The sequence below is a fragment of the Clostridium sp. AM25-23AC genome (assembly GCF_003435125.1).
Classification (GTDB): domain Bacteria; phylum Bacillota; class Clostridia; order Lachnospirales; family Lachnospiraceae; genus Pilosibacter; species Pilosibacter fragilis.
This window is the reverse complement of sequence record NZ_QWGI01000008.1, coordinates 1-22,693: the sequence shown is the minus strand read 5'-3', so window position 1 is coordinate 22,693 and position 22,693 is coordinate 1. Positions and strand designations below refer to the sequence as shown.

Genomic DNA, 22,693 nt, shown 5'->3' with positions numbered 1-22,693 from the left:
GGGAAAACGCAGGAATGAAATTTTCTGCAAAAGGGCAGCCGGAGAAGGCTGCGACAGTAAAAAAGGAGAATCAGAAGAATGAATGGACAGCAGTGGGCTCCAATGTGCGCGGGCTTTGCCGTTGCTGTGGTCCTGTTCCTTGTACTCGGGTATTTCCTGAGGAAGAGGGACATGACTGCCCATCTTGCTCCCGTAAAGCGGGAACTCAAGAAGGAAAAGCAATGGCTGCGGCGCGGGGAGTATAATGCGGCTATGGTAAAGGGCCGCCAGAATCTGGAACTGTTTCTGAAGCTGGTGGCGGAATTTAATGGGATCGAGCTCGACAATTCTGCCCAGGCGATGGCGAACGCCAAGAGCGGTCCGGATGGAAGAGGACAGCGCGAAACTTACCGGATGAACGGGAGAAAGCGTCAGAGAGTCATGACATTCCAGCAGTTTGGATGGTGGCTCGACGAGAATGGGTATCTGGACCGGGTCGGAAAGTGGGAATTGAACGAGATCCGCGTGATCGGAAACAAGGCGGTTCATGAGAACTATGTTTCTAAGGAAGATGCCTGGAATCAGTACAATTATATGGAAGATGTTCTGCGGATCGTCGCTGACCACCACGCAAACCGGCGGAAACAGAGAGGACCGGCGGTTAAAAAGAGCCAGACGGGGTGCCATGGGGCGAGCGTGAAGAAGACGTCCGTGGCACAGATGAAAGGACGCAGACAGGGGCAGTCAAAGAGTGGAGGACAGAGTCAGGCAGGAAAAAGCCAGGCGAAGAACAGCGGACAGGGACATGCCCGGAAGCGTGAAGGCGGAAAGCAGACCAGTGGCGGGAACGCGAGGCAGGACGCAAAGGTAAGCGGCAATCAGAGAGTGGTTCAGAAGACCGAGGGAAAGAAAACGGCGGAACAGAAAAGCACTGAGAATAAGCAGACATTGAGAAAGCCGCAGAACGGCAGCAATGGGAAGGCAGCTGGAAAGAATGAGACGTCGGAGAGAACTCAGCAGAAGAGAGAAGTAAAAACAGCGGTCAATAAAGCCCAGCAGAGCAGGGAAGTAAAGATTGTAGAGAAGACCGCAGAGAATGCCCAGCCGGAGAAGCTGAGTTCTTCCGCGAAGAGGCGTCAGAGAAGAAAGCGCGCGAAAGCAGCCAGAGAGCAGGCTGAGGCAGCAGGAATGGTTCGCGAGACTGCACCGCAGAGTAAGGCAGCAAAGCCGACAGAAAAAATAGCAGAGCCGACAGAAAAAACGGTAAAGCCGACAGAAAAACGCACTGTGTGTCATGGGAAAGAGACAGATCGCCAACCGCGCCAGGTACAGCCCCAGACTTCCATGAGGATCGTGACACTCAGTCAGCCAACCGGCGGATGGACAGCGGGAACTGATAAGAAAGAGACAGTGAAGTCAGAAAAGTCAAAGAAGAACACAGCACCGCAATTGAAGCGGAAGAGTGGAGAAGCGGAAAAGCGGACGCAGGGGAATATTGCAGCAAGGCAGACACAGAATGAAGGCGCAGCAGATCCGACAGCGAGACGCCGCCGCAGACCGAAAAGAAGACCGGCAGCGGAACATGCAGGAAATAACGTAGGAAGAACCGCAGCAGGCGGAGGAGATCATGAAGAATAAGAAAAGCTATGTCTATATCGGACTTCCAGTTCTGGGGATGATTTTTTATCTGGCATATATCAGGCGCTCCGCCATTGACATGGTGTATTCCGATTATATCCGGCTCATCAATTCCTATCTGCCGGACGTGTGGAACCCGGATAAGTTTTTTGTGGCGGATCTGCTCACAAGAATTCCGGTGAACTTCTTAGAGCGCGGACTGAATGTCATGATCTTTGGATACAGCGTCACTGTGGACCGGATCATGGGCATCCTCGGATTTGGACTCTCCGCCCTGGTCATCGGCCGGTACAGCAGGAAAAAGGAACTCTGCCCGGTCTGGTACGCGGCGATGATGATCGTTATGTTCAGCCTTAATAAGTGGGAGATGCTGTACAACGGAACCGGATGGGCGCATTTCCTGGCATTCGGATTGTTTTTCTGGAATTATGCCCTGCTGGATCAGGTGTACGAAAAGGGATTCCGAAACGCGAAGAAATCGGAGCTTGTACTTCTCTTTGTACTGCCGTTTGTGATCACCATAGGGGCGGCGGGACCGTACTGCGCGATCTACACGGTAACGATCGTGATGGCGTACCTGTTTATTTACGTGCGCGATATTGTAATTGCAAAGAGTTTATCTGGAAAATATCAGGCAAAGGCCGACAGACAGAATTTAAGCAGCACGGATAGGAAAAACGTATCGGGCAAAGGCAGGGAAAACGCTGGCGTGATCGGTGTAATTTCAGATGATCTTGCCGGAATCGGAACCGCCCGCGTGATCGCCCTGATCGCAGTGGCAGTCATTCCGTTTCTCATTTACCTCTGGAGCAACTCCCAGGCGGTTTACGAGTATTCGGGGGCGGTAAATGTGCCGCTCTTTACGGCTTTCCGACAGGATCCGAAATTTTTTATTAAATTTCTTCTTAAGTCTTTTGCTTCCATGGTTTTTGGAGTAGAATTGATTGACAGGAGCTTTGCAGGGATTCCGGGGAAGGTCTGGTGCGCGGTCGGCGTGATCGTCCTGTTTGCGTATTTCTTTGCGCTGTGGATGAATTTTTATTACCGGATCGAGAAACAGACGATCCTGCCGCTGATGCTCCTGGCAGGCGGTGGTATGAACCACCTGATGGTGCTTGTGAGCCGGTATATCTTCATGCCGAATGACAAGTATGGGATGAGTTCCCGGTATGCGCTGCAGTATCAGATCGGTGTGATCGGAATCTTTCTTACGTTCGCTCTGGCTGCGAAGTGCGGATTCTGTAAAAAGGAAGAATGCAGGGAAAGCAGAGGCACAGAGCCGAAAGGGGCACAGCATATCAGTAGGACTGAAAAGGTTCCTTTGCCAAAGCTGGTAAAGAGATTATCGATCGCCCTCGCCGCCATGTTCCTCATCGGAAACGTGATGACGACGGCGGAGGAATTCCGCTTCGGAAAGTACCGGAAAGAACATAACCGGGACGAGGTAAAACAGATCTTATTAAATTTTGAAAACGAGTCAGACAAAACACTGGAGGACGCGCTGGAGTATCACAAACCGGGATGCCGGGAAGCACTTACGGTCCTCAAAGAAAACGGTTGGAATATATGGAGGTAAACCTATGAAAGTAGTAATCCTGGCAGGAGGATTCGGAACAAGGATCAGCGAGGAGAGTCATTTAAAACCAAAGCCGATGATCGAGATCGGTGAGAAGCCGATCATGTGGCATATCATGAAATATTATTCCCAGTTCGGGTATAACGAATTTATTATCTGTCTGGGATACAAACAGTATGTGGTAAAGGAGTTCTTTGCGGATTACTTCCTTCACACATCTGATGTGACCTTCGATCTTGCGAACAACAGCATGAAGGTCCACAACAACTATGCGGAGCCGTGGAAGGTGACTCTGATCGACACAGGACTCAACACCATGACCGGCGGACGCGTAAAGAGGATCAAAGAGTATGTGGGAAATGAGCCGTTTATGCTGACCTACGGCGACGGTCTCGCAAACATCGACTTAAAGGCACTGGAAGAGTTCCACAGAAGCCATGGAAAGCTCGCAACCATCACGGCAGTCAATATCGGACAGCGCTTCGGTGTCCTCGACCTCGAGGATAACGGAAAGATCAATTCCTTCCGCGAGAAGAATGACGATGACGGCAGCCTGATCAACGGCGGTTACATGGTATTAAATCCGGGCGTATTCGACTACATTGAGGGCGATTCCACCGTATTCGAGCAGGCACCGTTAAGAAACCTCGCAAAGGACGGCGAGCTCATGGCATACCGCCACGAGGGATTCTGGAAGTGCATGGATACCCAGCGCGAGAAACAGCAGTTAGAGGCGATGTGGCAGTCAGGAAACGCGCCGTGGAAGATCTGGGAATAGGTTCACACGCCTGCTTTCCGGAAGCCGCTGTGAGGATCGCAGAAAACGGCTGCGCGGAGAGCAAAAATCCGTAAATGGAGATACGAAAATGAATTTGGAAGAAGTATTTAACTTTTATAAAGGAAAGAAGGTCCTCGTAACCGGACATACCGGCTTTAAGGGAACCTGGCTTTCCAGGATCCTTGTAAACGCGGGGGCGGAGGTCACAGGATATTCCTTAAACCCGCCGACAGACCCGGCACTGTTCAACATGGCAGGTCTTGAGGGTAAGATGAATTCTGTCATCGGTGACATCAGGGACCTCGCCCATTTAAAGCAGGTATTCGAGGATACAAAACCGGAGATCGTCTTACATCTGGCGGCACAGCCTATCGTGCGGGACTCCTATAAGGATCCGGTCTACACCTACGAGACGAACGTCATTGGCACCGTCAATATTTTGGAGTGTGTCCGCCTGAATCCGTGCGTGAAGTCTTTCTTAAACGTGACGACGGATAAGGTCTACGAGAACAGGGAGTGGGAGTACGGCTACCGCGAGGTGGACCGCCTGGACGGCTATGATCCGTATTCCAACAGCAAATCATGTTCCGAGCTTGTGACACACAGCTACAGGAAGTCCTTCTTTGCGGACGGACACTGCGCGATCTCAACCTGCCGTGCGGGAAATGTCATCGGCGGCGGCGACTTCGCGAATGACCGTATCGTTCCGGACTGCGTCCGCGCGGCGATGGCGAAAAAGCCGATCGTTGTCCGCAATCCGCATTCTACCCGCCCGTACCAGCATGTGCTGGAGCCGTTAGCGGCATATCTCATGGTTGCGAAGGCCCAGTATGAGGACGGAAAATACGCCGGATACTACAACGTGGGACCGGATGACAAGGACTGCGTGACCACGGGTGAGCTTGTGGACATGTTCTGCAGCGCCTGGGGAAATGGACTTTCCTGGGAAAACAAGAGCGACGGAGGTCCTCACGAGGCAAACTTCTTAAAACTCGACTGCTCCAAGTTGAAGACCACATTTGGATGGCATCCGCGTTATGGCGTGAAGGAAGCCATCGGACTCACCGTTGAGTGGTGCCAGGAGTATGAGAAGAACGGCGATGTTGTGGCTGTCATGGACAGACAGATCAAGGAGATGTTCCAGTAGAACAGAAGAAAATAGTCCACTATTTGAAAAAGACAGGAAACCTGGAGGTGCGTGCAGAAACTTCCCGGCAAATGAAACATTGTATACAGCAGGAACGAGTTCAGAAATTGGTCTGCTGTATCATCAGGAAAGGAAAAAGTTATGTTTGAAAACAAGACAGAGGCGGAGGCAAGAAAAGAGATCCTTGACCTCGTAGCCGAATATGCCAATAAATTCCATAACCAGAAAAAGGAATTCCATGAGGGAGACCGTATTCCGTACGCGTCCCGTGTGTACGACAGCAGGGAGATGGTAAACCTTGTGGACAGCTCCCTGGAGTTCTGGCTTACATCCGGACGTTACACGGATGAGTTCGAGAAAAAACTCGCGGAGTACCTTCGTGTGCGCTACTGCGCCCTCGTAAACTCCGGTTCCTCCGCAAATCTGATCGCATTCATGACACTTACATCCCCGCTTCTCGGCGAGCGCCGTGTAAAGCGCGGGGACGAGATCATCACTGTTGCGGCAGGTTTCCCGACCACCGTAACTCCAGCGATCCAGTATGGCGCTGTCCCGGTGTTCGTTGACGTGACGATCCCGCAGTACAATATCGATGTCACGAAGTTAGAGGCGGCACTTTCCGATAAGACAAAGGCAGTCATGATCGCCCATACACTCGGAAACCCGTTCGATTTAAAGGCAGTGAAGGAATTCTGTGAGAAACATAACCTGTGGCTCGTTGAGGACAACTGCGACGCGTTAGGCTCCAGATACACCATCAACGGTGAGGAGAAATTCACCGGAACCGTAGGCGATATCGGAACATCCAGCTTCTATCCGCCGCACCACATGACCATGGGTGAGGGCGGAGCCGTTTACACGGACAATCCGCTGTTAAACAAGATCATCCGTTCCTTCCGCGACTGGGGCCGTGACTGTGTCTGCCCGTCCGGACATGACAACCTCTGCGGACACCGCTTTGACAGACAGTACGGTGAGCTTCCGCTTGGCTATGACCACAAATATGTATATTCCCATTTCGGATATAACCTGAAAGCCACAGACCTCCAGGCAGCCATCGGATGTGCCCAGCTCGAGAAATTCCCGACCTTCGTGGAGCGCAGACGCCACAACTTCGACCGCCTGAGAGCAGCTCTCGCTGAGACAGAGGACCGTCTGATCCTTCCGGTACCGGCTGAGAATTCCAGACCAAGCTGGTTCGGCTTCCTGATCACATGTAAAGAGGGAACTGACAGAAATAAACTCGTCCAGTACATCGAGAGCAAAGGCATCCAGACGAGAATGCTGTTTGCCGGAAACCTCATTAAGCATCCGTGCTTCGACGAGATGAGAGCAGAGAAAAAGGGCTACCGCGTAGTAGGAACCCTGGAAAATACGGACCGGATCATGAGTGACACCTTCTGGGTTGGCGTTTATCCGGGAATGACAGACGAAAAGATCGACTATATGGCAAAAGTGATTAAAGAGGGGCTGTTACAGTGAGCGGAGAAAAATCCTTTGACCTGACGAAAGTCCATGAGGTCAACTTAAAGCTTTTAAAGGAGATCGACCGGATCTGTAGAAAGTACAAGATCAAGTACGCACTGGATTCCGGCACGCTTCTGGGCGCGGTGCGCCACGGCGGCTTCATCCCGTGGGATGACGATGTGGACGTCATGTTCACGAGAAAGAACTACGAGATGTTCGCGAAGGTCGTAAGACGGGAGCTGCCGGAGGACATGTCCTTTGTGGAGCCGAACGAGTACCATGGCGGAAAGGCGTTCTACGACTTTATCTCCCGTGTGACCTACAATAAAAGCCAGAAGTTTGAGGACTCCGGAAAGATGGAGTTCTATGACGATAAGATCAGCCGCCTGAATGTGGACCTGTTCATCGTGGACGGACTTCCGGAGGGAAAGCTCGCGAAGAAGCTCACAAAGCTCTCCCACTGCGTTCTCTACGGATTTGCCCTGGGACACCGGTATGAGATCGATTACAGCGATTACAAGGGCGTTATGAAGCTTTTTGTGGCAGTTCTCGCGACCATCGGAAAGCTGATCCCATTCCCGGTGATCTGGAAGCTGTGGAATGCCCTGTGCCATATGGACAGCAGGAAAGAGCGCCCGTTATATTTCTACACGGGTTACGCGCCGAACTGGTTCTATGTGGAGATGAAGAGAGAGTGGGACGATGAGGTCGTTGAGATGCCTTTTGAGGACACAAGGTTCTACGCTCCGGCCGGCTGGGATGAGCTTCTGACGCAGCTTTACGGCGACTACATGAAGCTTCCGCCGGAGGAAAAACAGATTCCGGAACATTCCGATATGGAGATCAAAATTTATGACTAAACTGCTTTCGGTCGTTGTATCGGTATACAACGAGGAGCTGGCGCTAAGAGAATTCTATGCAGAGACAGGGAAGATCCTGAAAAGGCTGCCGGGAAACTGGGACTATGAGTTCCTGTTCGTGAACGACGGCAGCAGGGATCAGTCCCTTTCGATCCTAAAGGAGTTCGCGGCGTCGGACGAAAAAGTGAAGATCGTCAATTTTTCCAGGAACTTCGGGCATGAGGCGGCGATGATCGCAGGGCTGGACTATGCGGGCGGTGACGGTATCGTCTGCATGGACGCGGACCTGCAGCATCCGCCGGAGTGCCTGCCGGAGATCGTGGAAAAATTTGACGAGGGATATGAAGTGATCAGCATGGTCCGCACGAGGAATAAGACGGCTGGGCTGGTGAAGAATGTCACATCCGCGGCATTCTACAAGCTGATCAACCATCTCTCCGATGTGAAGTTTGAGGCCAACGCCTCGGACTTTTTTGCGGTGAGCAAAAACGCGGCGGAGGTTCTCAGGAACAACTACCGGGAGAAGGTCCGCTTCCTGCGGGGCTATGTCCAGAGCATCGGTTTTGAGAAGACCACCATCGAGTACGAGGCGAGACCGCGTTTTGCAGGGGAGAGCAAGTACAGCTTAAAGAGTCTGTTCAAATTTTCCATCAACACGATCCTGTGCTTTTCTGATCTGCCGTTAAAGCTTGGAATCTATTCCGGTGTGATCACAGCGCTTTTCGGACTGATCATGGTGATCTATACCGTCTATACCTGGAAAATCTATGGGGCGCCGAACGGCTATGCGACCATCGTGGTACTGATCTCGTTTATGTTTTCCGTGTTGTTTGTGATCGTGGGGATCATCGGCGAGTATATCGCGATCCTGTTTGCGGAGATCAAGGACAGGCCGGTGTATATCGTGAAAGATACTGCTAATGTCAAAAAAAACCGAAGCAAAGATACAGATGGACAGGATGTCCGGTAGGTTCTATGCATGGAAAATGATCCTGGCAGGAACTTTTTCAGCTGTGATCGGCGGACTCCCACCGGAACCACTGGAAAAACATTACAAAATCATGAATTATTTGTGTAAATTTGAGAAAAGGACTTCAAAAATAAAAGGGAATCGTATATAATACGTGAGTATGCCGATTTCCCGGAAAATTCTATTTAGCATAATGGGAGATCCGTTGAATTCAGAGGAGGAATTTTATCATGAAATTATTAAAGAGAATGGCTGTGCTGTCTTTAGTAGTTCTTGCCCTTGGCGGATGTACAAAGAGCAGCATTTCAACAGATGCACCGGTATCCGGAAGTGAAGAAGTGGATCCGGCAAAAATGGAGACGGATGACGACGAGACACTTCCGAGAGACCAGAACTTCCTTGTAGAGGATGAGACTGTAGAGACGACGATGTACGACTGGGAGCAGGCACAGAGCGAGTGCGACGGACTGTTCAACGACACATCTGCATTCCCGCAGTCTGTAAAGATGGAGTTCACTTATGATGAGTCCGCATTAAACATCGGTCTCACATGGACAGTAAAGAACGACACAACAAACGATGACGCTATGGAATATGCTGTGACAATGGTTAAGCAGTTCAACGATATCATCGCTGCACAGAGCATGGATCTTGAGAATTCCAGCACTGATTCCTTCGGAACACTCTGGAACCAGTTCTCCCTTGATGTAAAAGTTGTTACTGAGGGAGGAAAGGCACTTGTAGATAAGAGCTACAAGGCCGGAGAGAAGATCGACCTCAAGAGCAACGAGACTGCTGCAGAAGGTCCGGAGGACGTTGCAGACGATTCACCGAAGAAGCTTGACGAGACAAAGGCTTCCAAGTAATTAGTTGGAATAATTTTGACAGAATAAATAATTAAGACAATATAATGGCAGAATGCTTTTCAATGTGATCCAGAAAGCGTCCTGCCATTTTTTGTTGTCATATTTTCTTATGGTCTGCACAGACCTGCTGAACAGTAACAAACGCCGCACTATTCTTAACGGCAGAATAAATGCGGCGTTTATATATGGATTCAGTTTTAAATTTCAGACCTGCGTTTATTGACGCGGCTTATTTTGCACACTGCTTCACGAAGTACTCAAACATCGGAAGAGAGTCGGCACATTCCTTCGGGTTTGTAACCGGGCCGGTCATGCGCTCCGGGTGCCACTGTACGGACCAGATCGGAAGAGTCTCGTGCTGCACAGCCTCTGTGAAAGTGTGTCCGTTGGACTCGCCCCATGCGATGGCCTGGAGACCTTCGCCGAGCTTGTCGAGGGCCTGATGGTGGTAGCTGTTTACTTCCATGGACTCGCCGTAAAGGTTTCCTAAGATGGAATCTTTCTTGAGCGTCACCTGATGGCAGACACCCTTGGAGTGATCACCGCCGAGCTGTGTCGGGATATCCTGGGTGAGAGTACCGCCGAAGTATACGTTTAAGATCTGGATTCCGCGGCAGATGCCCCAGATCGGTTTCCTGCGGTCAACGAAGGCCTTGATGATCTTGTATTCCAGATCGTCGCGCTGTGGGTCTGTGATGACGAAGTCAAACATCTTTTCCTGACCGTAGAGCTTTGGTTCAACGTCTTTACCGCCGCTTAAGAGAAGTCCGTCAGCGAGATCCGCGTATTCCTCAGCACAGTCGTTGTTGACTGCAAGGATCGGGATGCCGCCTGCGCGGCGGATATTCTCAGCATAGTTCTGGTTTAATGCCCATGTCGGTGTTCCGTTGGCTGCTGCGCCGGTTCCTCCGGTCAGTAAGATCAATGGTTTCATAATGTAATTCTCCTTTTCCATTTCTGCCGTCTGCCTGTCCCCGTAGTGAAATCTGACGGAATGGATCCGGCTGTCTCTCATACAGACAGAGCGGAAGTTGATAGATGGCAGCTGTTTAAAAAGTGAAACAGCTATGATAGTATATGATAATTCTGCAGCACAGGGCAGAAATCATCCGTTTTAAGCGGTATGCCCCGGAAAGCGAAGCCTCCCGGGATCCGTGTCTGGCATCAGATGATGCAGGTCATCCTACATCAAGCCCGCTGTGGTAGGAATAGTTTCCAAGCTCTGCCAACAGCGCGGACATATCCGGCGGCCCGGATGGGACATTCGCGATCAGGAACGCATTGAGGTAATAGTAGACTGCATTGCATTTCTTCAAGGTCTGATGGTACAGATCTGGGAATGACGTCGTCGAGGCGATGGAATTATCCCATGGATTCGTCCAGACCTCATGGTCCAGGTTCAGGATATCGCGGACCTGGGCGGAAAGCTTATCCGTCACAAGCTTTTTAGAAGCGATCGGATGCTTGAGGAAGATTGATTCCAGAGAACCGATCACATGGGTCTTATGTCCCTCGGGATCGGACAGGATCCGGCTTCCGAAACGGATCGCGAAGATCGAGCGGGCAACCATTCCGTCTGTGACCTGGAAGTTGTTTTTCTCTGTGATCTGGTAGTAGGTGCGGTTGATGCACCGGCTGAGATATCTGGAGATAAACTGGCTCTCCTGGGCGTTTAAACAGAGGGAAGCGGTCTGGTTGAATTCGGACGGCTTTTTGTGCTTGAACTTCCAGAGCAGGATCGCGTCGATATCGTTTTCCAGGGCGGCATGGAGTCCATGACACTCGGTCTTTTTCTTATCGGTGCGGTACTTGATCCGCCCGTAGACGAAGGGGTGGCAGATCGAATCAGAGATATAGTGGCACATGAATCCTGCGAGGAATGCCGCCGCCTCCTCTTTCTGCTGTCTCGAGTGGATCTCGGTGAGCTCTAAGAGGCTGTTCTTAAAAAAGTCGTTTACCTGATACTCGTGCATATGGGAGCCGACGTTGCGGTAGTCCCTGTGACGGAGGATCGGGATATTATAAAAGAAGATATCAGGTCCCTGGAGACCAAGCTGGTAGAGCCAGCGGTATTTGGATATCACATGTTTCAGGTAGTTGTTCGGAAGGTCATTGTAGGCCTTTACACCGAACAGGTAGTGAGTCGTAAATCCGGGCACAAGAATCATCTCCTTTGAAAGAAAATGCCAAGGTCCTGCTCCGGCGCGGACTTTGGCTTTCTGCTTGTGCAAATAAAAGCTGCCATGGGCAGACACAGTGTTTATTATAGCATAGATGTGTGGAAATGGGAATAAAACGTAGTAAGAAATAGAAAAGGTAAAAACGCGGCGGGCGGCGGTAATGCGCGGCGGGATAGAAAATGAGGCCGTCAGGCTGCAGGGCGTGATATGGAATGAATATGATTGGGGAGATCCATGATATTGTCTGGGGACCATGGACACCGGTACTGTTTTTGATGGTGGGGACCGTATACAGTGTGCGGATCCGGTTCTTTCAGCTCAGGAAGATCCCATGCTGGTGGAACGCGACGATCGGGAACCTTCTCAGGGACAGGAAGAGTCATCAGGGATCCTTCCGGTCGGCATGTACGGCGCTGGCGGCAACCATAGGAACCGGGAATATCACGGGGGTGGCGGCGGCTGTGATCGCCGGAGGACCAGGTGCGGTGTTCTGGATGTGGGTGTCCGCCTTCCTCGGAATGGCGACGGCTTACGGGGAGACAGTTCTCGGGATCCGGTACCGGGAAAAAGGACAGGACGGCGGATGGATGGCGGGACCGATGATGTATCTCGAAAAGCGGCTGGGCTGTCCCAGGGCGGCAGTCCTCTACGGATTTTTCTGTATTCCGGCGGCTTTCGGCATGGGAAGCATGGTGCAGGCAAACGCGATCTCGGAGACGGTGTCCTATGTGTACGGAATCCCAGAGGCTGCAGTGGGGATGATCCTTGTGGTCCTTGCGGGTATCGTGCTGGCAGGCGGCGGACGGCGGATCTTTCTCGCGGCGGAGCGGCTTGTTCCATTGTCTGCGGGGCTTTATACGGCAGCAGCGCTGGCAGTGATCATTCTGTATGCCGGGAATGTGCCGGGAGTGATCCTGGGAATTCTGGTGGATGCATTTTCCTTCCGCAGCGCTGTTGGCGGAGTCGCGGGTTACGGGATCTCCCGATGCGTCAGCTATGGGATCGCCAGAGGTGTCTTTTCCAATGAGGCGGGGCTCGGGAGTCTTGCAGTGTTAAACGGGAGCGCGGAGATGGCATCGGAGGAGCTTCAGGGGCAGTGGGCGATCTTTGAGGTATTTTTTGATACCATCGTGAGCTGTACGCTGACAGCGCTTGTGATCCTCTGCGTGGCGGGCAGCGGGACGGCCTCAGAGTTCGGGGCGGAGAACGGAGCATCGCTCACAAGCCTCTGTTTTTTTACAGCGCTTGGGAGCCCCGGCGGGTATGCGGTGGCGGTCTGCGTGGTGCTGTTCGCGTTCTCCACGATCATCGCATGGTACTATATGGGGCGGCAGGCGGCGGAGTATCTTGGCGGGAAGATCTCGGGAAAGATCCCGGCTGTCTACACGGTGGGATATCTTCTGGCGGCGTTCCTCGGGTGCCTCGGGGCGATGGAGACGGTGTGGGAGGTCTCGGACATCTTTAATGGACTGATGGCGGTGCCGAACCTGGCGGCGCTGGTGCTGCTGGCGGGGGAGATCTATGCGCCGGGGGAAAAGCGGGATCCATAGCTGCTGCCTCACGCCGGAGAGGGGTGTGCGATACGTCTTACGGCGGTACAAAATTGCCCTTTTTCGTGTTCATATCTTGTTCAAAAAGTCTTCAAAATTCTTTTACACAATTCACACGATTTCTTCATGTTTTATGGATATCATATAACCATAAACAGAAAGACATCTGATATAGATGCTGCTTATAAGATTTTTTTCATAATACTCGAGCTGATAAGTGATTATCAGCTCTCCTCCCTTTTTCAAATAATTATTTTGTTGAAGAAAAGCACTCGGCGGGGTGCTTTTTTTCATGTATATAAGGAGAGATGCCGGATGGAAGAGAAAGTTTATGAATATTTAAAGAGACTCGTATCGGTTCCTGGGATTTCGGATACGGATGAAGAGCGGAAGACGGCGGAGGCAATTAGGGAGATCCTTGCGGAGCAGCCGTATTTTCGGGCATACCCGGAAAACTTCGGTACGGTGGAGATCCCTGGGGACGCGAGAAAGCGTCCGTTGGTTTACGGGCTGGTGCGCGGAAATAGGAAATCCGGACGGACGATCATTCTGACGGGACATGCAGGATGGATGGAAATGTACTGTTTTTGTCGGTTCCGGATGAGGAGTCTTATTCCGTCGGCATGCGCGGCGCAGCTGGATTTCTTGCGGATCTTCGGGAGAGGGAAAAGCTTTCCTACGACCTTCTGATCGATCTGGAACCCATGGGCCGGGACGAGAAGGGACAGGAAGCAATGTGTAAAAACCGCAGAACTTCAGGCGGAAGCTGATGGAAGTACAGATACTGCAGACCCGGCATCGGAAAAATATGCGGACATCGACAGTGAAGAAGATGCAGAAAAGAACGAAGCGCGGCAGAAATTTACAGTGCTCTCTTTCGCGGAACTCTCCGGACAATGCAGCGAAAAGGATGTGGATGGTTTTGAATGCTTTATGGCGGAATTGAAGGGCCGCACAGAAGCGCGGATCCGCAGCGGAGAGACAAATTATCCCCAGGCCACCATCGACATGATGACAGAGGTCCTGGACTGGTCCGGACTCACAGAGCCGGTGATGGTCATCGGCTTCGCCCCGCCGTTCTACCCGGCATACCACAGCGACCAGATGACCGGAAAAGAGGGCGTTGGAAGCTGGCAGTTCAAAAAGATCAAGAAAGCGTCTGAGGCAGCCGGATGCATGGTGAAGAAAGTCCACTACTTTACAGGAATCTCCGACCTCAGCTACTGCGGCACCTGCGGGGATATGGACTTTTCCGGCTACGCCGCCGAGACTCCGCTCTGGGGCGGCGGCTACCAGGTAGACTTTGAAGAGATCGGAAAGCTGAATATCCCAGCCGTCCTCATGGGCCCATGGGGAAAGGACATCCACAGGAGAACAGAGCGGGTGAACAGGAAGAGCCTGCTTGTGGAGCTGCCGGAGATTTTACATGCATTGATAGAAGACCAATCTTAAAAGAGTAATGAAATCGACCAGCAGTATGCGGATATCGCTTCAATAGAACAGAAGGAAAGATCGCTTATCGGATGCCATTTTTTCTACAGGAAAATGTCCTAAAAAAGTAAGAGAAAAGATAAAACGCTGCAATGTTTTTCTGTTATACTCCTTAATATAAAAGACGTGTTTTCGTATGGTTCACAGTCAACGCAGGAAATACGCATATCTGCAGGCATGTTTTGGAGTGTGAAACCATACCATTCAGGGATAAGGAGGAATCCAGTATGAAGAAAAGAACATTGGCGGCGGCAGGTTTGGCGATGATAATGGCAGTTTCTCTTGCGGGATGCAGCACGACGGTGTCTGTGCCGGATACCGTGAAGGTCGAAAATGTGGGAGACAGCTCGGACGGAAAGATCACCATGGACAGCAGCGAGACGGTGAAGATTGTGCCGGATATGGCGAAGATCGTGTTTGCGGTGAGATCTGAGGCGAAGGCTGCAGATGAGTGCCAGCAGAAGAATACGGAGAGCTTAAATTCCCTGACCGAATACCTGAAAGGACAGGGGATCGATGAAAAGTCCATCACGACCTCCGGATATTACCTGAACCCGCGGTATGACTGGAGCAGCAACACGAGGAAGCTCATTGGATACGAGATGCAGACCGAGGTGACCGTCTCCGATGTTGCGGTGGACCAGGTCGGCACGCTGCTCTCCAACGGTGTCGGAAACGGGGCGAATGAGATCTATTCCGTGTCTTACTATTCCAGCGGATATGATGACGCGTATGCGGAGGCGTTAAAGAAAGCAGTTGATCTTGCCCGGACGAAGGCGGAGGCACTTGCGGAGGCCAGCGGACGGACACTCGGATATGTGGTGAGTATTGAAGAGTATTCGGACAGCCAGTACGGCAGATATGTGGACGGCGGCGTGAACCTGAAAAAGGAAAGCGCTGTAATGGAGGCAGCCGGGGCAGAGGACACCGCGGCAGATATGAACGTGATGCCGGGAGAGATGGAAGTCAGCGCGAATATTAAGATCGTGTTCTCCATGGGAGACTAGGTAATTCACAGGGCATGGACCGGAAAACAGTGGACATCCAGGACCATGCCCTGTATAATATAGGGTACGATCAAGTGGCTGTCCAGTATCCTGGCAGTCATGTAAATTACTGTTCAGGCGGTAAAAGCCCACAGTTAAAAAGGAGAAAGACAATGGCAGAAAAGAAAAATCCGGTCATTACCATCGAAATGACAAACGGCGATATCATCAAAGCTGAGCTTTACCCGGACGTTGCTCCGAATACGGTAAACAACTTTTTAAGTCTTGTAAATAAGGGATTCTATAACGGACTGATCTTCCACCGCGTGATCAAGGGATTCATGATCCAGGGCGGATGCCCGGACGGCAACGGAATGGGCGGCCCGGGATACTGCATCAAGGGCGAGTTCTCCCACAACGGCTTCCAGAACGATCTGGCGCATACCGAGGGCGTTCTCTCCATGGCCCGTGCAATGAACCCGAACTCCGCAGGCTCCCAGTTCTTCATCATGCACAAGGACGCTCCATACTTAAATGGTGAATACGCAGCGTTTGGTCAGGTCATCGACGGTATGGACATCGTAAACAAGATCGCTGAGGTCCGCACCGATTACAGCGACCGTCCGATGAAGGAGCAGAAGATCAAATCTATCACAGCAGAGACCTTCGGCGTAGAGTATCCGGAACCGGAGAAGTGCCGATAAAAATGGCAGTTGGATTCCAGACATGGAAGAGTACTGTTTTTGAGCTGTCATGCATTCGGAAGAAGCTGCCGGAGGAGATTCGGCAGGTGTGCAGGCGGAGCAGGAACAACTGCCGCAAATATAAAAAAGGAGACATGCTATGCAGGAGACCCGTTATGCAGTTGTAGACGGTGAGAAAATTCCTGTCCTGCTCTCCGATGAAAACGAGGCTCTCCTGGCGGCAAAGGCTGCCGGGAGGGCCATTGTTGGCTTATGGAGAGAAGACACACAGGGGAATGAGTGGTGCGCGGCGGACACATTGATCGCGGATGTGGAGGATGCGGACGAAGAGTTTTTGGGGCGGATCGCGAGAAGGCATCTTGGGCTGCCGTGGGCGATCTGCGAGACGGAGCGGCTTAAGATCCGGGAGATCGCGGAAGGCGATTATGAGGAGATCGTGGAGAACCATGTGGATGCCGACCTGGATACGGTGGAGAAGGTAGCCGGTTACACAAAGCACCATTATGAGGTGTTTGAGTTTGGATTCTGGGCGGTCGAGGAAAAGAAGAGCGGAAATCTCACCGGTGTTGTGGGGTTCCGGATCCCGCAGGATGACGGCATCGGGGATGTGGATTATTATGTCCTGTCCCTGGATGATGAGAATATCCTGGATGACACGCTGGAGCTGGGCTACCATATTTTCCCGGAATACCGGAGAAAAGGATACGCGAAAGAGGCATGCCGGGCGGCGATCGAATACGCTGAGGAAGAGTTTGGAACTGTCCAGTTTATCGTCAGGATCGGGAAGGAAAACATCGTGTCAAAGAAGGTCGCGGAAAGCCTGGGATTCGTGCGGACGGAATAAAGGTTTATTGAGGAAAAAAGTCATTAATTCCGCAAGATTTCTCTTGTCAAATGGTGTATCAATCATGTATATTAAACATTGTATACAAACAACACAAATACAATTTGATGATACCAAGGTAACAAGCTTAAAGGTTCGGCTCAAGCCTGCCTGCAGGAGAAGCTTTAAATTTGTTTCTGGGAATGCGAAGCATTCCGATGGTAGGACTCACGTGTAGAAAATATAGAAGGTGATAACATGAAAGACCATTTAGACCTCAAAGCATATGCCAAGATCAACCTTGGCCTGGATGTGGTCCGGAAGAGAGAGGATGGGTACCACGAGGTCCGCATGATCATGCAGACCGTGAACCTGTACGACCGGATCGAGATGGACCGGACCGAAGACGGCGTGATCAGGACGGAGACGAATCTCCCGTTCGTTCCGGACGGGGAGGGAAACCTTGCGTGGCGCGCGGCGAAGCTGCTTCTCGATGAAAAGGGAATCAAGGACGGCGTGACCATAAAGATCCGCAAATATATTCCTGTTGCGGCCGGCATGGCCGGAGGCAGTACCGATGCGGCAGCCGTTTTAGTCGGTGTGAACCGGATGTTTGATCTTGGATTCACGAAAAAAGAGCTTATGGAGCGGGGTGTAAAGCTCGGCGCGGATGTTCCGTACTGTATCATGCGTGGAACGGCCCTGTCGGAAGGAATCGGTGAGATCCTGACAGAGCTCCCGGCACCTCCGCAGTGCCATCTCGTGATCGCGAAGCCGCAGATCTCCGTGTCAACGAAAGCGGTATACGGAAAACTGCGCGTGAATGAGCTTGCACCGGAGGAACACCCGGATATCGACGGCATGATGGCGGCGATAAAAAATGGTGACCTGGATGGTGTGATCGAACGTCTTGGAAATGTCCTGGAGACCGTGACGGTCCCGGATCATCCGGAGATTGCGGAAATCAAGGAAATAATGGTGGAGAACGGCGCCTGCGGCTCCCTGATGAGCGGCAGCGGGCCGACGGTATTCGGTATATACAAGGGCAGGGAACTGGCAGAAAAGGCCTGTCAGGCCCTCAGGGAAGCGGACGGCGGACGTCTGACCCGTCAGGTGTACCTGACTGAATTCTACAACCGGAAGAAAGCCAGATAGAGGAGAGAGACACGATGACGAATCATTTTGAAGTAAATATGGATGAATATCTGCCATTACGGGATGTTGTGTTCAAGACCCTGCGCCAGGCAATTTTAAAAGGAGAGCTGGAGCCGGGCGAACGCCTGATGGAGATCCAGCTTGCGGAGCGGCTTGGCGTGAGCCGTACCCCGATCCGTGAGGCGATCCGTAAACTGGAGCTCGAGGGCCTGGTCCTCATGATACCGAGAAAGGGCGCGGAGGTTGCGAAGATCTCTGAGAGCAACCTGCGGGATGTTCTGGAGGTGCGCCGTTCCTTAGAGGAGCTTGCCATCGACCTTGCATGCCAGAGAATCACCGCGGAAGAGCTGGAATCATTAAATAAAGCGGAAGTTGATTTCAAGGCAGCCATCGGGAACGGGGACGCGATGCAGATCGCCCAGACTGACGAGCAGTTCCATGAGATCATCTACAACAGCACGAAGAACCAGAAGCTGGTCCAGATCTTAAACAATTTAAGAGAGCAGATGTACCGCTACCGCCTGGAATACATTAAGGACGCGGACAAGCGCCAGATCCTTATGGTGGAGCATGAACATATTTTAAAGGCACTGACGCTGCGCCATATCCAGGAGGCGAAGATGGCTGTGCGGGAACACATCGACAATCAGGAGATCACGATTCTCAAGAATCTGAAGGAGCAGGAAAATGACATTCAAAGAAAAGTACCTGGCAGGAGAAATTGAATTTGAAGCCATCGATGACTATGTGGATGAGTGGAACAACAGCGATGACGAGAGAACGCTGGCGAAATTCCTCGGTCTCAACGCGGACGAAGAGGACGCGTGGATCGATGACGGGGATGAAGCGCTGAAGGAGATGCTGGACGCAGGAAAGCAGTAGCTTTGGCATGCCCGTAGCTTAAGGTCACAGATAGGGGAAAAGGTTACGGGCAAACGGATAGGAAGAAAGGAGAAGCTTCATGACAACAGTTACACTTGGAAAGACGGGAATCACGGTAAATAAGAACGGTTTCGGCGCGCTTCCGATCCAGAGAATCACGAAGGAAGAGGCCGCAAAGCTTTTGAGAAAGGCATATGACGGCGGAATTACATATTTCGATACGGCGAGAGCATATTCTGACAGTGAGGAAAAGATCGGATATGCCTTAAGTGATGTCAGAAACCATATCTATCTGGCGACAAAGACAGCGGCAACGACAGCAGAAGGCTTCTGGAAGGATCTCGAGACAAGCCTTCGTCTTTTAAAGACGGACTGTATCGATGTATACCAGTTCCACAACCCGGCAGTCTGTCCGAAGCCGGGCGATGAATCCGGCCTCTATGACGCTGCTTTAAAGGCAAGGGAACAGGGAAAGATCCGGTTCATCAGCATCACGAATCATCGCCTTGCGGTTGCAAACGAGGCGGTGGATTCCGGTCTGTACGCGACGTTACAGTTCCCGTTCTGCTATCTCTGCAGCGAGAAGGATCTGGAGCTCATGGAAAAGTGCAAAAAGGCAGATATGGGCTTTATTGCCATGAAGGCATTGTCCGGCGGCCTGATCAACAATTCAAGAGCCGCTTACGCGTTTCAGGCACAGTACGACAGCGTACTTCCGATCTGGGGTGTCCAGAAGGAACATGAGCTTGACGAATTTTTAAGCTATATCGACAATCCGCCGGTGATGGACGACGAGATCCGCACCCTGATCGAGAATGACAGAAAACAGTTATTCGGAAGCTTCTGCCGTGCCTGCGGCTACTGTATGCCATGTCCGGCCGGGATCGAGATCAACACCTGCGCGAGAATGTCCCTGCTTCTCAGAAGATCCCCGTCCCACCTCCAGCTCACACCGGAGGTACAGGCGAAGATGATGAAGATCAAGGACTGCCTCCACTGCGGCCACTGCATGAGCAAGTGCCCGTATGGTCTGAATACGCCGGAGCTGCTGCAGAGAAACCTGAAGGATTATGAGGAGGTTCTTGCGGGTAAGGAGATCCTGCCGGGGAATTTCTAAGGATAGGAAATAGATAGACTTGGCGAAAAGAGGATGGGTGGCTGTCCTCTTTTTGCATATGATGAAAGCGGAGCATGCAAATTTTGCACATCGATATTCGTCAATATGCAAAAGTGCTTTTTGATAAATTTCATTTTTCAAATTTGCTCATTTATAGTAGCAAAATTAAAAAAACTTAACAAAGTATATTTATTGACAAAATATAACATCTAAAACGTGCAAAATAACGGTGGAGTTATGCAAAATCACAATTGTATGGGCAAAATAAAAAAATAAATAGATATAATAAAAAGACAATGCAAATTGCTATAAAACTTTGTGACAAATTACCAATACAAGAAAGGCGGCAGCTAAAAATATAAGACTTGAAAAAATCATAAGAATTATATATTATATAGAGTGTATAGATAATGATAAAAATACGAAAATTGTAACCCCTTCCATCAAGGGATATTAACGGTATGTATTTTTTGAAGAAAATTATATCGGCCACACAGGAGGATGAACATTTATGATGGACTTGTATGGAAATGGATTATTACTTGGAGAAAAAACCCTGGACAGCTTATGGATGAGACAGAACCTGACTATGAACAACATTGCAAATGTTGATACGCCAGGTTTTAAGTCACAATATATGACCTTTGAGAATGAACTGGCACAGAAGATCCGGTCTGCTCTTACTGTGAAGAAGACTTCTATGAAAAATGTGGCAAGAGGGATTGAAAATATGAGACCGTCTGTCCATACAACCTTAAATGAATCAACCAGACTGGATGAGAATAATGTGGATATGGATCAGGAACAGGTTGAATTGGCAAGAACAGCTTATGAATACCAGTTTATGATCAGTTCTGTAAGTAGCGATCTTTCACGTCTGCGCAGCGCAGCTAAAAACTTTTAAATCATACAAATTATACAGTTAAGGAGAAAATATAAAATGATTGAACAGGTGAATGGGTTTATTACCCCTATGAAAGGGTGGGATGCTGTTGAAAAGAATGATAAAAAAATAACAGGAACAGAAAATGGCACAAAATCTGTGTTCCAGTCAGTGCTTGAAGATACAGTGCAAAATGTTTACGACACACAGAAGGATGTAGAACAGAAACAGTATCTTCTGGCAACGGGGCAGTTAGAAGATGCCCACAGTCTTCCAATCGCCCAGGCAAAAGCAGAACTGAGCCTGGAAGTTATGATCTCTCTTAGAAATAAAGCAATGGAAGCGTATAACGAAATTTTAAAGATGAGTGTTTAATACTGCTGGCCATGGAATGGAACAGTAGATTTTTAATATTTGCTATATATGGAAATGCAAAGGATGAATGGAACAGTGCAGAATCTAAAAGAAGCATGGCAGAAGATGCCAGGGAAAACAAAAAAAATGATCGCAGTCATTGCAGCGGGGACGATTATCCTGGCGGCAGCCGGACTTCTGGTCCTGAATATAGGCACGAAAAAAGGATACAGTACCTTGTTTACAGGAATGAGCTCGGATGATGCCCAGGCAGTTGTAAGTCTTCTTCAGGATGAAGGTGTTGATTACAGATACAATGACAAAAACGGCTCTGTCCAGGTAATGTCAGATACAGTAGATAAGACCAGGGCTGAATTGCTAAGCAAAGGATATCCTAAAAGCGGCTTTACTTATGATATGTACCGTAATAATGCGGGAATCATGAGCACTGAAAAGGATAAGGAAAAATATACATTGTATGAACTTCAGGATCGTCTTGGTGCCCAGATCGGATTATTTGAAGGGGTACGTGATGCAAAAGTGACCATAGCAGAAGGCGGAACCCAGAAATATGCACTGGATGATACACAGCAGACAGATGCATCAGCCTCTGTTGTGGTGACAATGGATCCCGGACAGGATCTGACAGATACAAAGGCAGCTGCTATCAAGAACCTGATCGCAAGAGCTGTAAAGGGAATGAATTTTACCAATGTTTCTGTATTTGATGCTGCTACCATGATGGAAGTCGGCGGTGAAGATGAGGCAGGTAATACTGCCGGTACAGGAAAAGATGTAGCAGAGCTTACCAGTCAGGTAGAAAAAAGTATAGCAGGAAATGTGCGCCGGGTCTTGGAATTAATGTATGGACAGGGAAAAGTTGCAGTTTCTGTAAAAGGCACACTGAATATGCAGAAGCTGATCCAGGAAACAGTCCAGTATACCACTCCGGATAAGGTTGACCAGAATGATAAAACAGGACTGCTGGAAAAAGAAGAAACAGCAGGGGAGAATACAGGAAGTACGTCTTCGGGAAATGGAGGCGCAGCAGGCGCAGATGCTAATGCAGATACACCCCGTTATACGGGCCAGACAGGCACACAGGCAGGTTCAGATACATATTCCAACAACAGCGCAATAAGAGAGTGGCTGTATAATTCCACAAAAGAACAGCGTCAGATCGATCCTGGTGTTCTGGAAAATACAACAGTAGGCGTTACTATTGATACAGATGATACATCTATTGCGAGCCTATGAAACTTTTTCTGTAAAATAACCTAAGTAAGG

Annotated in this window: 23 protein-coding genes; 21 read left to right on the top strand and 2 right to left on the bottom strand. The window is 50.3% G+C overall.

What is annotated here, in order from left to right; genetic code table 11:
• Window positions 1-78 precede the first annotated feature (78 nt).
• The 8 genes from DW677_RS06475 to DW677_RS06440 all read left to right on the top strand — a co-directional run bounded on the left by DW677_RS06475 (window position 79) and on the right by DW677_RS06440 (window position 9,281).
• The gene (locus tag DW677_RS06475) at window positions 79-1,617 is read left to right on the top strand and encodes a hypothetical protein (protein WP_117566703.1); all 1,539 of its coding nucleotides are present in this window, start codon (window positions 79-81) and stop codon (window positions 1,615-1,617) included.
• Window positions 1,607-3,193 (top strand): hypothetical protein, encoded by a 1,587-nt coding sequence (locus DW677_RS06470; protein ID WP_117566702.1) that lies wholly within the window; start codon window positions 1,607-1,609, stop codon window positions 3,191-3,193. Before DW677_RS06475 ends, DW677_RS06470 begins: the two co-directional genes overlap by 11 nt.
• Window positions 3,194-3,197: 4 nt before the next feature.
• The gene (gene rfbF, locus DW677_RS06465; protein WP_117469084.1) at window positions 3,198-3,971 is read left to right on the top strand and encodes a glucose-1-phosphate cytidylyltransferase; all 774 of its coding nucleotides are present in this window, start codon (window positions 3,198-3,200) and stop codon (window positions 3,969-3,971) included.
• An 88-nt stretch (window positions 3,972-4,059) separates the two neighbouring features.
• Entirely contained in the window at window positions 4,060-5,118 is a 1,059-nt protein-coding gene (rfbG, locus tag DW677_RS06460) for a CDP-glucose 4,6-dehydratase (RefSeq protein WP_117469085.1), read from the top strand.
• A gap of 141 nt (window positions 5,119-5,259) precedes the next feature.
• The gene (rfbH, locus tag DW677_RS06455; RefSeq protein ID WP_117566701.1) at window positions 5,260-6,600 is read left to right on the top strand and encodes a lipopolysaccharide biosynthesis protein RfbH; all 1,341 of its coding nucleotides are present in this window, start codon (window positions 5,260-5,262) and stop codon (window positions 6,598-6,600) included.
• The gene (locus DW677_RS06450) at window positions 6,597-7,445 is read left to right on the top strand and encodes a LicD family protein (RefSeq protein WP_117469087.1); all 849 of its coding nucleotides are present in this window, start codon (window positions 6,597-6,599) and stop codon (window positions 7,443-7,445) included. Before rfbH ends, DW677_RS06450 begins: the two co-directional genes overlap by 4 nt.
• Complete coding sequence (locus DW677_RS06445; RefSeq protein ID WP_117503152.1) at window positions 7,438-8,415, top strand: glycosyltransferase family 2 protein; 978 nt, start codon at window positions 7,438-7,440, stop codon at window positions 8,413-8,415. The genes DW677_RS06450 and DW677_RS06445 overlap by 8 nt, the downstream gene beginning before the upstream one ends.
• Before the next feature lie 230 nt (window positions 8,416-8,645).
• Entirely contained in the window at window positions 8,646-9,281 is a 636-nt protein-coding gene (locus DW677_RS06440) for a hypothetical protein (RefSeq protein ID WP_015553110.1), read from the top strand.
• A 229-nt stretch (window positions 9,282-9,510) separates the two neighbouring features.
• Here DW677_RS06440 and DW677_RS06435 read toward each other — a convergent pair whose 3' ends face one another.
• Complete coding sequence (locus tag DW677_RS06435) at window positions 9,511-10,215, bottom strand: gamma-glutamyl-gamma-aminobutyrate hydrolase family protein (RefSeq protein WP_158552996.1); 705 nt, start codon at window positions 10,213-10,215, stop codon at window positions 9,511-9,513.
• Window positions 10,216-10,459: 244 nt separating this feature from the next.
• Entirely contained in the window at window positions 10,460-11,449 is a 990-nt protein-coding gene (locus tag DW677_RS06430) for a zinc dependent phospholipase C family protein (protein WP_347465601.1), read from the bottom strand.
• Between the two features lie 224 nt (window positions 11,450-11,673).
• Between DW677_RS06430 and DW677_RS06425 the strand changes: the two genes are divergently transcribed.
• The 13 genes from DW677_RS06425 (at window position 11,674) to fliF (ending at window position 22,663) form a co-directional block, all read left to right on the top strand.
• A complete protein-coding gene (locus tag DW677_RS06425; protein WP_117503154.1) occupies window positions 11,674-13,011 on the top strand; it encodes an amino acid carrier protein in 1,338 nt (445 codons plus the stop codon).
• 315 nt (window positions 13,012-13,326) lie between these two features.
• Window positions 13,327-13,701 carry a hypothetical protein gene (locus DW677_RS06420; protein ID WP_117566700.1) on the top strand — a complete coding sequence of 125 codons (375 nt, stop codon included), beginning with the start codon at window positions 13,327-13,329 and terminating at the stop codon, window positions 13,699-13,701.
• Window positions 13,702-13,944: 243 nt separating this feature from the next.
• The gene (locus tag DW677_RS06415) at window positions 13,945-14,463 is read left to right on the top strand and encodes a hypothetical protein (RefSeq protein ID WP_147324939.1); all 519 of its coding nucleotides are present in this window, start codon (window positions 13,945-13,947) and stop codon (window positions 14,461-14,463) included.
• Window positions 14,464-14,729: 266 nt separating this feature from the next.
• A complete protein-coding gene (locus tag DW677_RS06410; protein ID WP_117469094.1) occupies window positions 14,730-15,509 on the top strand; it encodes an SIMPL domain-containing protein in 780 nt (259 codons plus the stop codon).
• A 152-nt stretch (window positions 15,510-15,661) separates the two neighbouring features.
• Complete coding sequence (locus DW677_RS06405; RefSeq protein ID WP_021904634.1) at window positions 15,662-16,192, top strand: peptidylprolyl isomerase; 531 nt, start codon at window positions 15,662-15,664, stop codon at window positions 16,190-16,192.
• Between the two features lie 139 nt (window positions 16,193-16,331).
• Complete coding sequence (locus tag DW677_RS06400; RefSeq protein WP_117469095.1) at window positions 16,332-17,036, top strand: GNAT family N-acetyltransferase; 705 nt, start codon at window positions 16,332-16,334, stop codon at window positions 17,034-17,036.
• 237 nt (window positions 17,037-17,273) lie between these two features.
• Entirely contained in the window at window positions 17,274-18,170 is an 897-nt protein-coding gene (gene ispE / locus DW677_RS06395) for a 4-(cytidine 5'-diphospho)-2-C-methyl-D-erythritol kinase (RefSeq protein ID WP_117566698.1), read from the top strand.
• 14 nt (window positions 18,171-18,184) lie between these two features.
• Window positions 18,185-18,895, top strand: coding sequence for a GntR family transcriptional regulator (locus tag DW677_RS06390; RefSeq protein WP_015553120.1), 711 nt, complete (start codon window positions 18,185-18,187; stop codon window positions 18,893-18,895).
• On the top strand, window positions 18,858-19,052 hold the full coding sequence (locus DW677_RS18700; protein WP_242992119.1) for a hypothetical protein: 195 nt from the start codon (window positions 18,858-18,860) through the stop codon (window positions 19,050-19,052). The genes DW677_RS06390 and DW677_RS18700 overlap by 38 nt, the downstream gene beginning before the upstream one ends.
• Before the next feature lie 79 nt (window positions 19,053-19,131).
• The gene (locus DW677_RS06385) at window positions 19,132-20,169 is read left to right on the top strand and encodes an aldo/keto reductase (RefSeq protein WP_242992118.1); all 1,038 of its coding nucleotides are present in this window, start codon (window positions 19,132-19,134) and stop codon (window positions 20,167-20,169) included.
• 511 nt (window positions 20,170-20,680) lie between these two features.
• Entirely contained in the window at window positions 20,681-21,073 is a 393-nt protein-coding gene (gene flgB / locus DW677_RS06380; RefSeq protein ID WP_015553123.1) for a flagellar basal body rod protein FlgB, read from the top strand.
• Window positions 21,074-21,109: 36 nt separating this feature from the next.
• Window positions 21,110-21,427: a flagellar hook-basal body complex protein FliE gene (fliE, locus tag DW677_RS06375; protein WP_015553124.1), complete on the top strand. Its 318-nt coding sequence runs from the start codon at window positions 21,110-21,112 to the stop codon at window positions 21,425-21,427.
• Between the two features lie 63 nt (window positions 21,428-21,490).
• Complete coding sequence (gene fliF / locus DW677_RS06370) at window positions 21,491-22,663, top strand: flagellar basal-body MS-ring/collar protein FliF (protein WP_242992117.1); 1,173 nt, start codon at window positions 21,491-21,493, stop codon at window positions 22,661-22,663.
• Window positions 22,664-22,693 lie beyond the last annotated feature (30 nt).

Bases quoted from the DNA above. Each gene is read 5' to 3' on its own strand.
- DW677_RS06410 (WP_117469094.1), top strand. From the start codon at position 14,730: ATGAAGAAAAGAACATTGGCGGCGGCAGGTTTGGCGATGATAATGGCA.
- flgB (WP_015553123.1), top strand. From the start codon at position 20,681: ATGATGGACTTGTATGGAAATGGATTATTACTTGGAGAAAAAACCCTG.
- rfbG (WP_117469085.1), top strand. From the start codon at position 4,060: ATGAATTTGGAAGAAGTATTTAACTTTTATAAAGGAAAGAAGGTCCTC.
- DW677_RS06400 (WP_117469095.1), top strand. From the start codon at position 16,332: ATGCAGGAGACCCGTTATGCAGTTGTAGACGGTGAGAAAATTCCTGTC.
- DW677_RS06445 (WP_117503152.1), top strand. From the start codon at position 7,438: ATGACTAAACTGCTTTCGGTCGTTGTATCGGTATACAACGAGGAGCTG.
- DW677_RS06420 (WP_117566700.1), top strand. From the start codon at position 13,327: ATGGAAGAGAAAGTTTATGAATATTTAAAGAGACTCGTATCGGTTCCT.
- DW677_RS06390 (WP_015553120.1), top strand. From the start codon at position 18,185: ATGACGAATCATTTTGAAGTAAATATGGATGAATATCTGCCATTACGG.
- DW677_RS06425 (WP_117503154.1), top strand. From the start codon at position 11,674: ATGAATATGATTGGGGAGATCCATGATATTGTCTGGGGACCATGGACA.
- DW677_RS06470 (WP_117566702.1), top strand. From the start codon at position 1,607: ATGAAGAATAAGAAAAGCTATGTCTATATCGGACTTCCAGTTCTGGGG.
- rfbF (WP_117469084.1), top strand. From the start codon at position 3,198: ATGAAAGTAGTAATCCTGGCAGGAGGATTCGGAACAAGGATCAGCGAG.
- DW677_RS06435 (WP_158552996.1), bottom strand. From the start codon at position 10,215: ATGAAACCATTGATCTTACTGACCGGAGGAACCGGCGCAGCAGCCAAC.
- DW677_RS18700 (WP_242992119.1), top strand. From the start codon at position 18,858: ATGACATTCAAAGAAAAGTACCTGGCAGGAGAAATTGAATTTGAAGCC.
- ispE (WP_117566698.1), top strand. From the start codon at position 17,274: ATGAAAGACCATTTAGACCTCAAAGCATATGCCAAGATCAACCTTGGC.
- DW677_RS06475 (WP_117566703.1), top strand. From the start codon at position 79: ATGAATGGACAGCAGTGGGCTCCAATGTGCGCGGGCTTTGCCGTTGCT.
- fliF (WP_242992117.1), top strand. From the start codon at position 21,491: ATGAATGGAACAGTGCAGAATCTAAAAGAAGCATGGCAGAAGATGCCA.
- DW677_RS06405 (WP_021904634.1), top strand. From the start codon at position 15,662: ATGGCAGAAAAGAAAAATCCGGTCATTACCATCGAAATGACAAACGGC.
- DW677_RS06415 (WP_147324939.1), top strand. From the start codon at position 13,945: ATGGCGGAATTGAAGGGCCGCACAGAAGCGCGGATCCGCAGCGGAGAG.
- fliE (WP_015553124.1), top strand. From the start codon at position 21,110: ATGATTGAACAGGTGAATGGGTTTATTACCCCTATGAAAGGGTGGGAT.
- DW677_RS06440 (WP_015553110.1), top strand. From the start codon at position 8,646: ATGAAATTATTAAAGAGAATGGCTGTGCTGTCTTTAGTAGTTCTTGCC.
- rfbH (WP_117566701.1), top strand. From the start codon at position 5,260: ATGTTTGAAAACAAGACAGAGGCGGAGGCAAGAAAAGAGATCCTTGAC.
- DW677_RS06385 (WP_242992118.1), top strand. From the start codon at position 19,132: ATGACAACAGTTACACTTGGAAAGACGGGAATCACGGTAAATAAGAAC.
- DW677_RS06430 (WP_347465601.1), bottom strand. From the start codon at position 11,449: ATGATTCTTGTGCCCGGATTTACGACTCACTACCTGTTCGGTGTAAAG.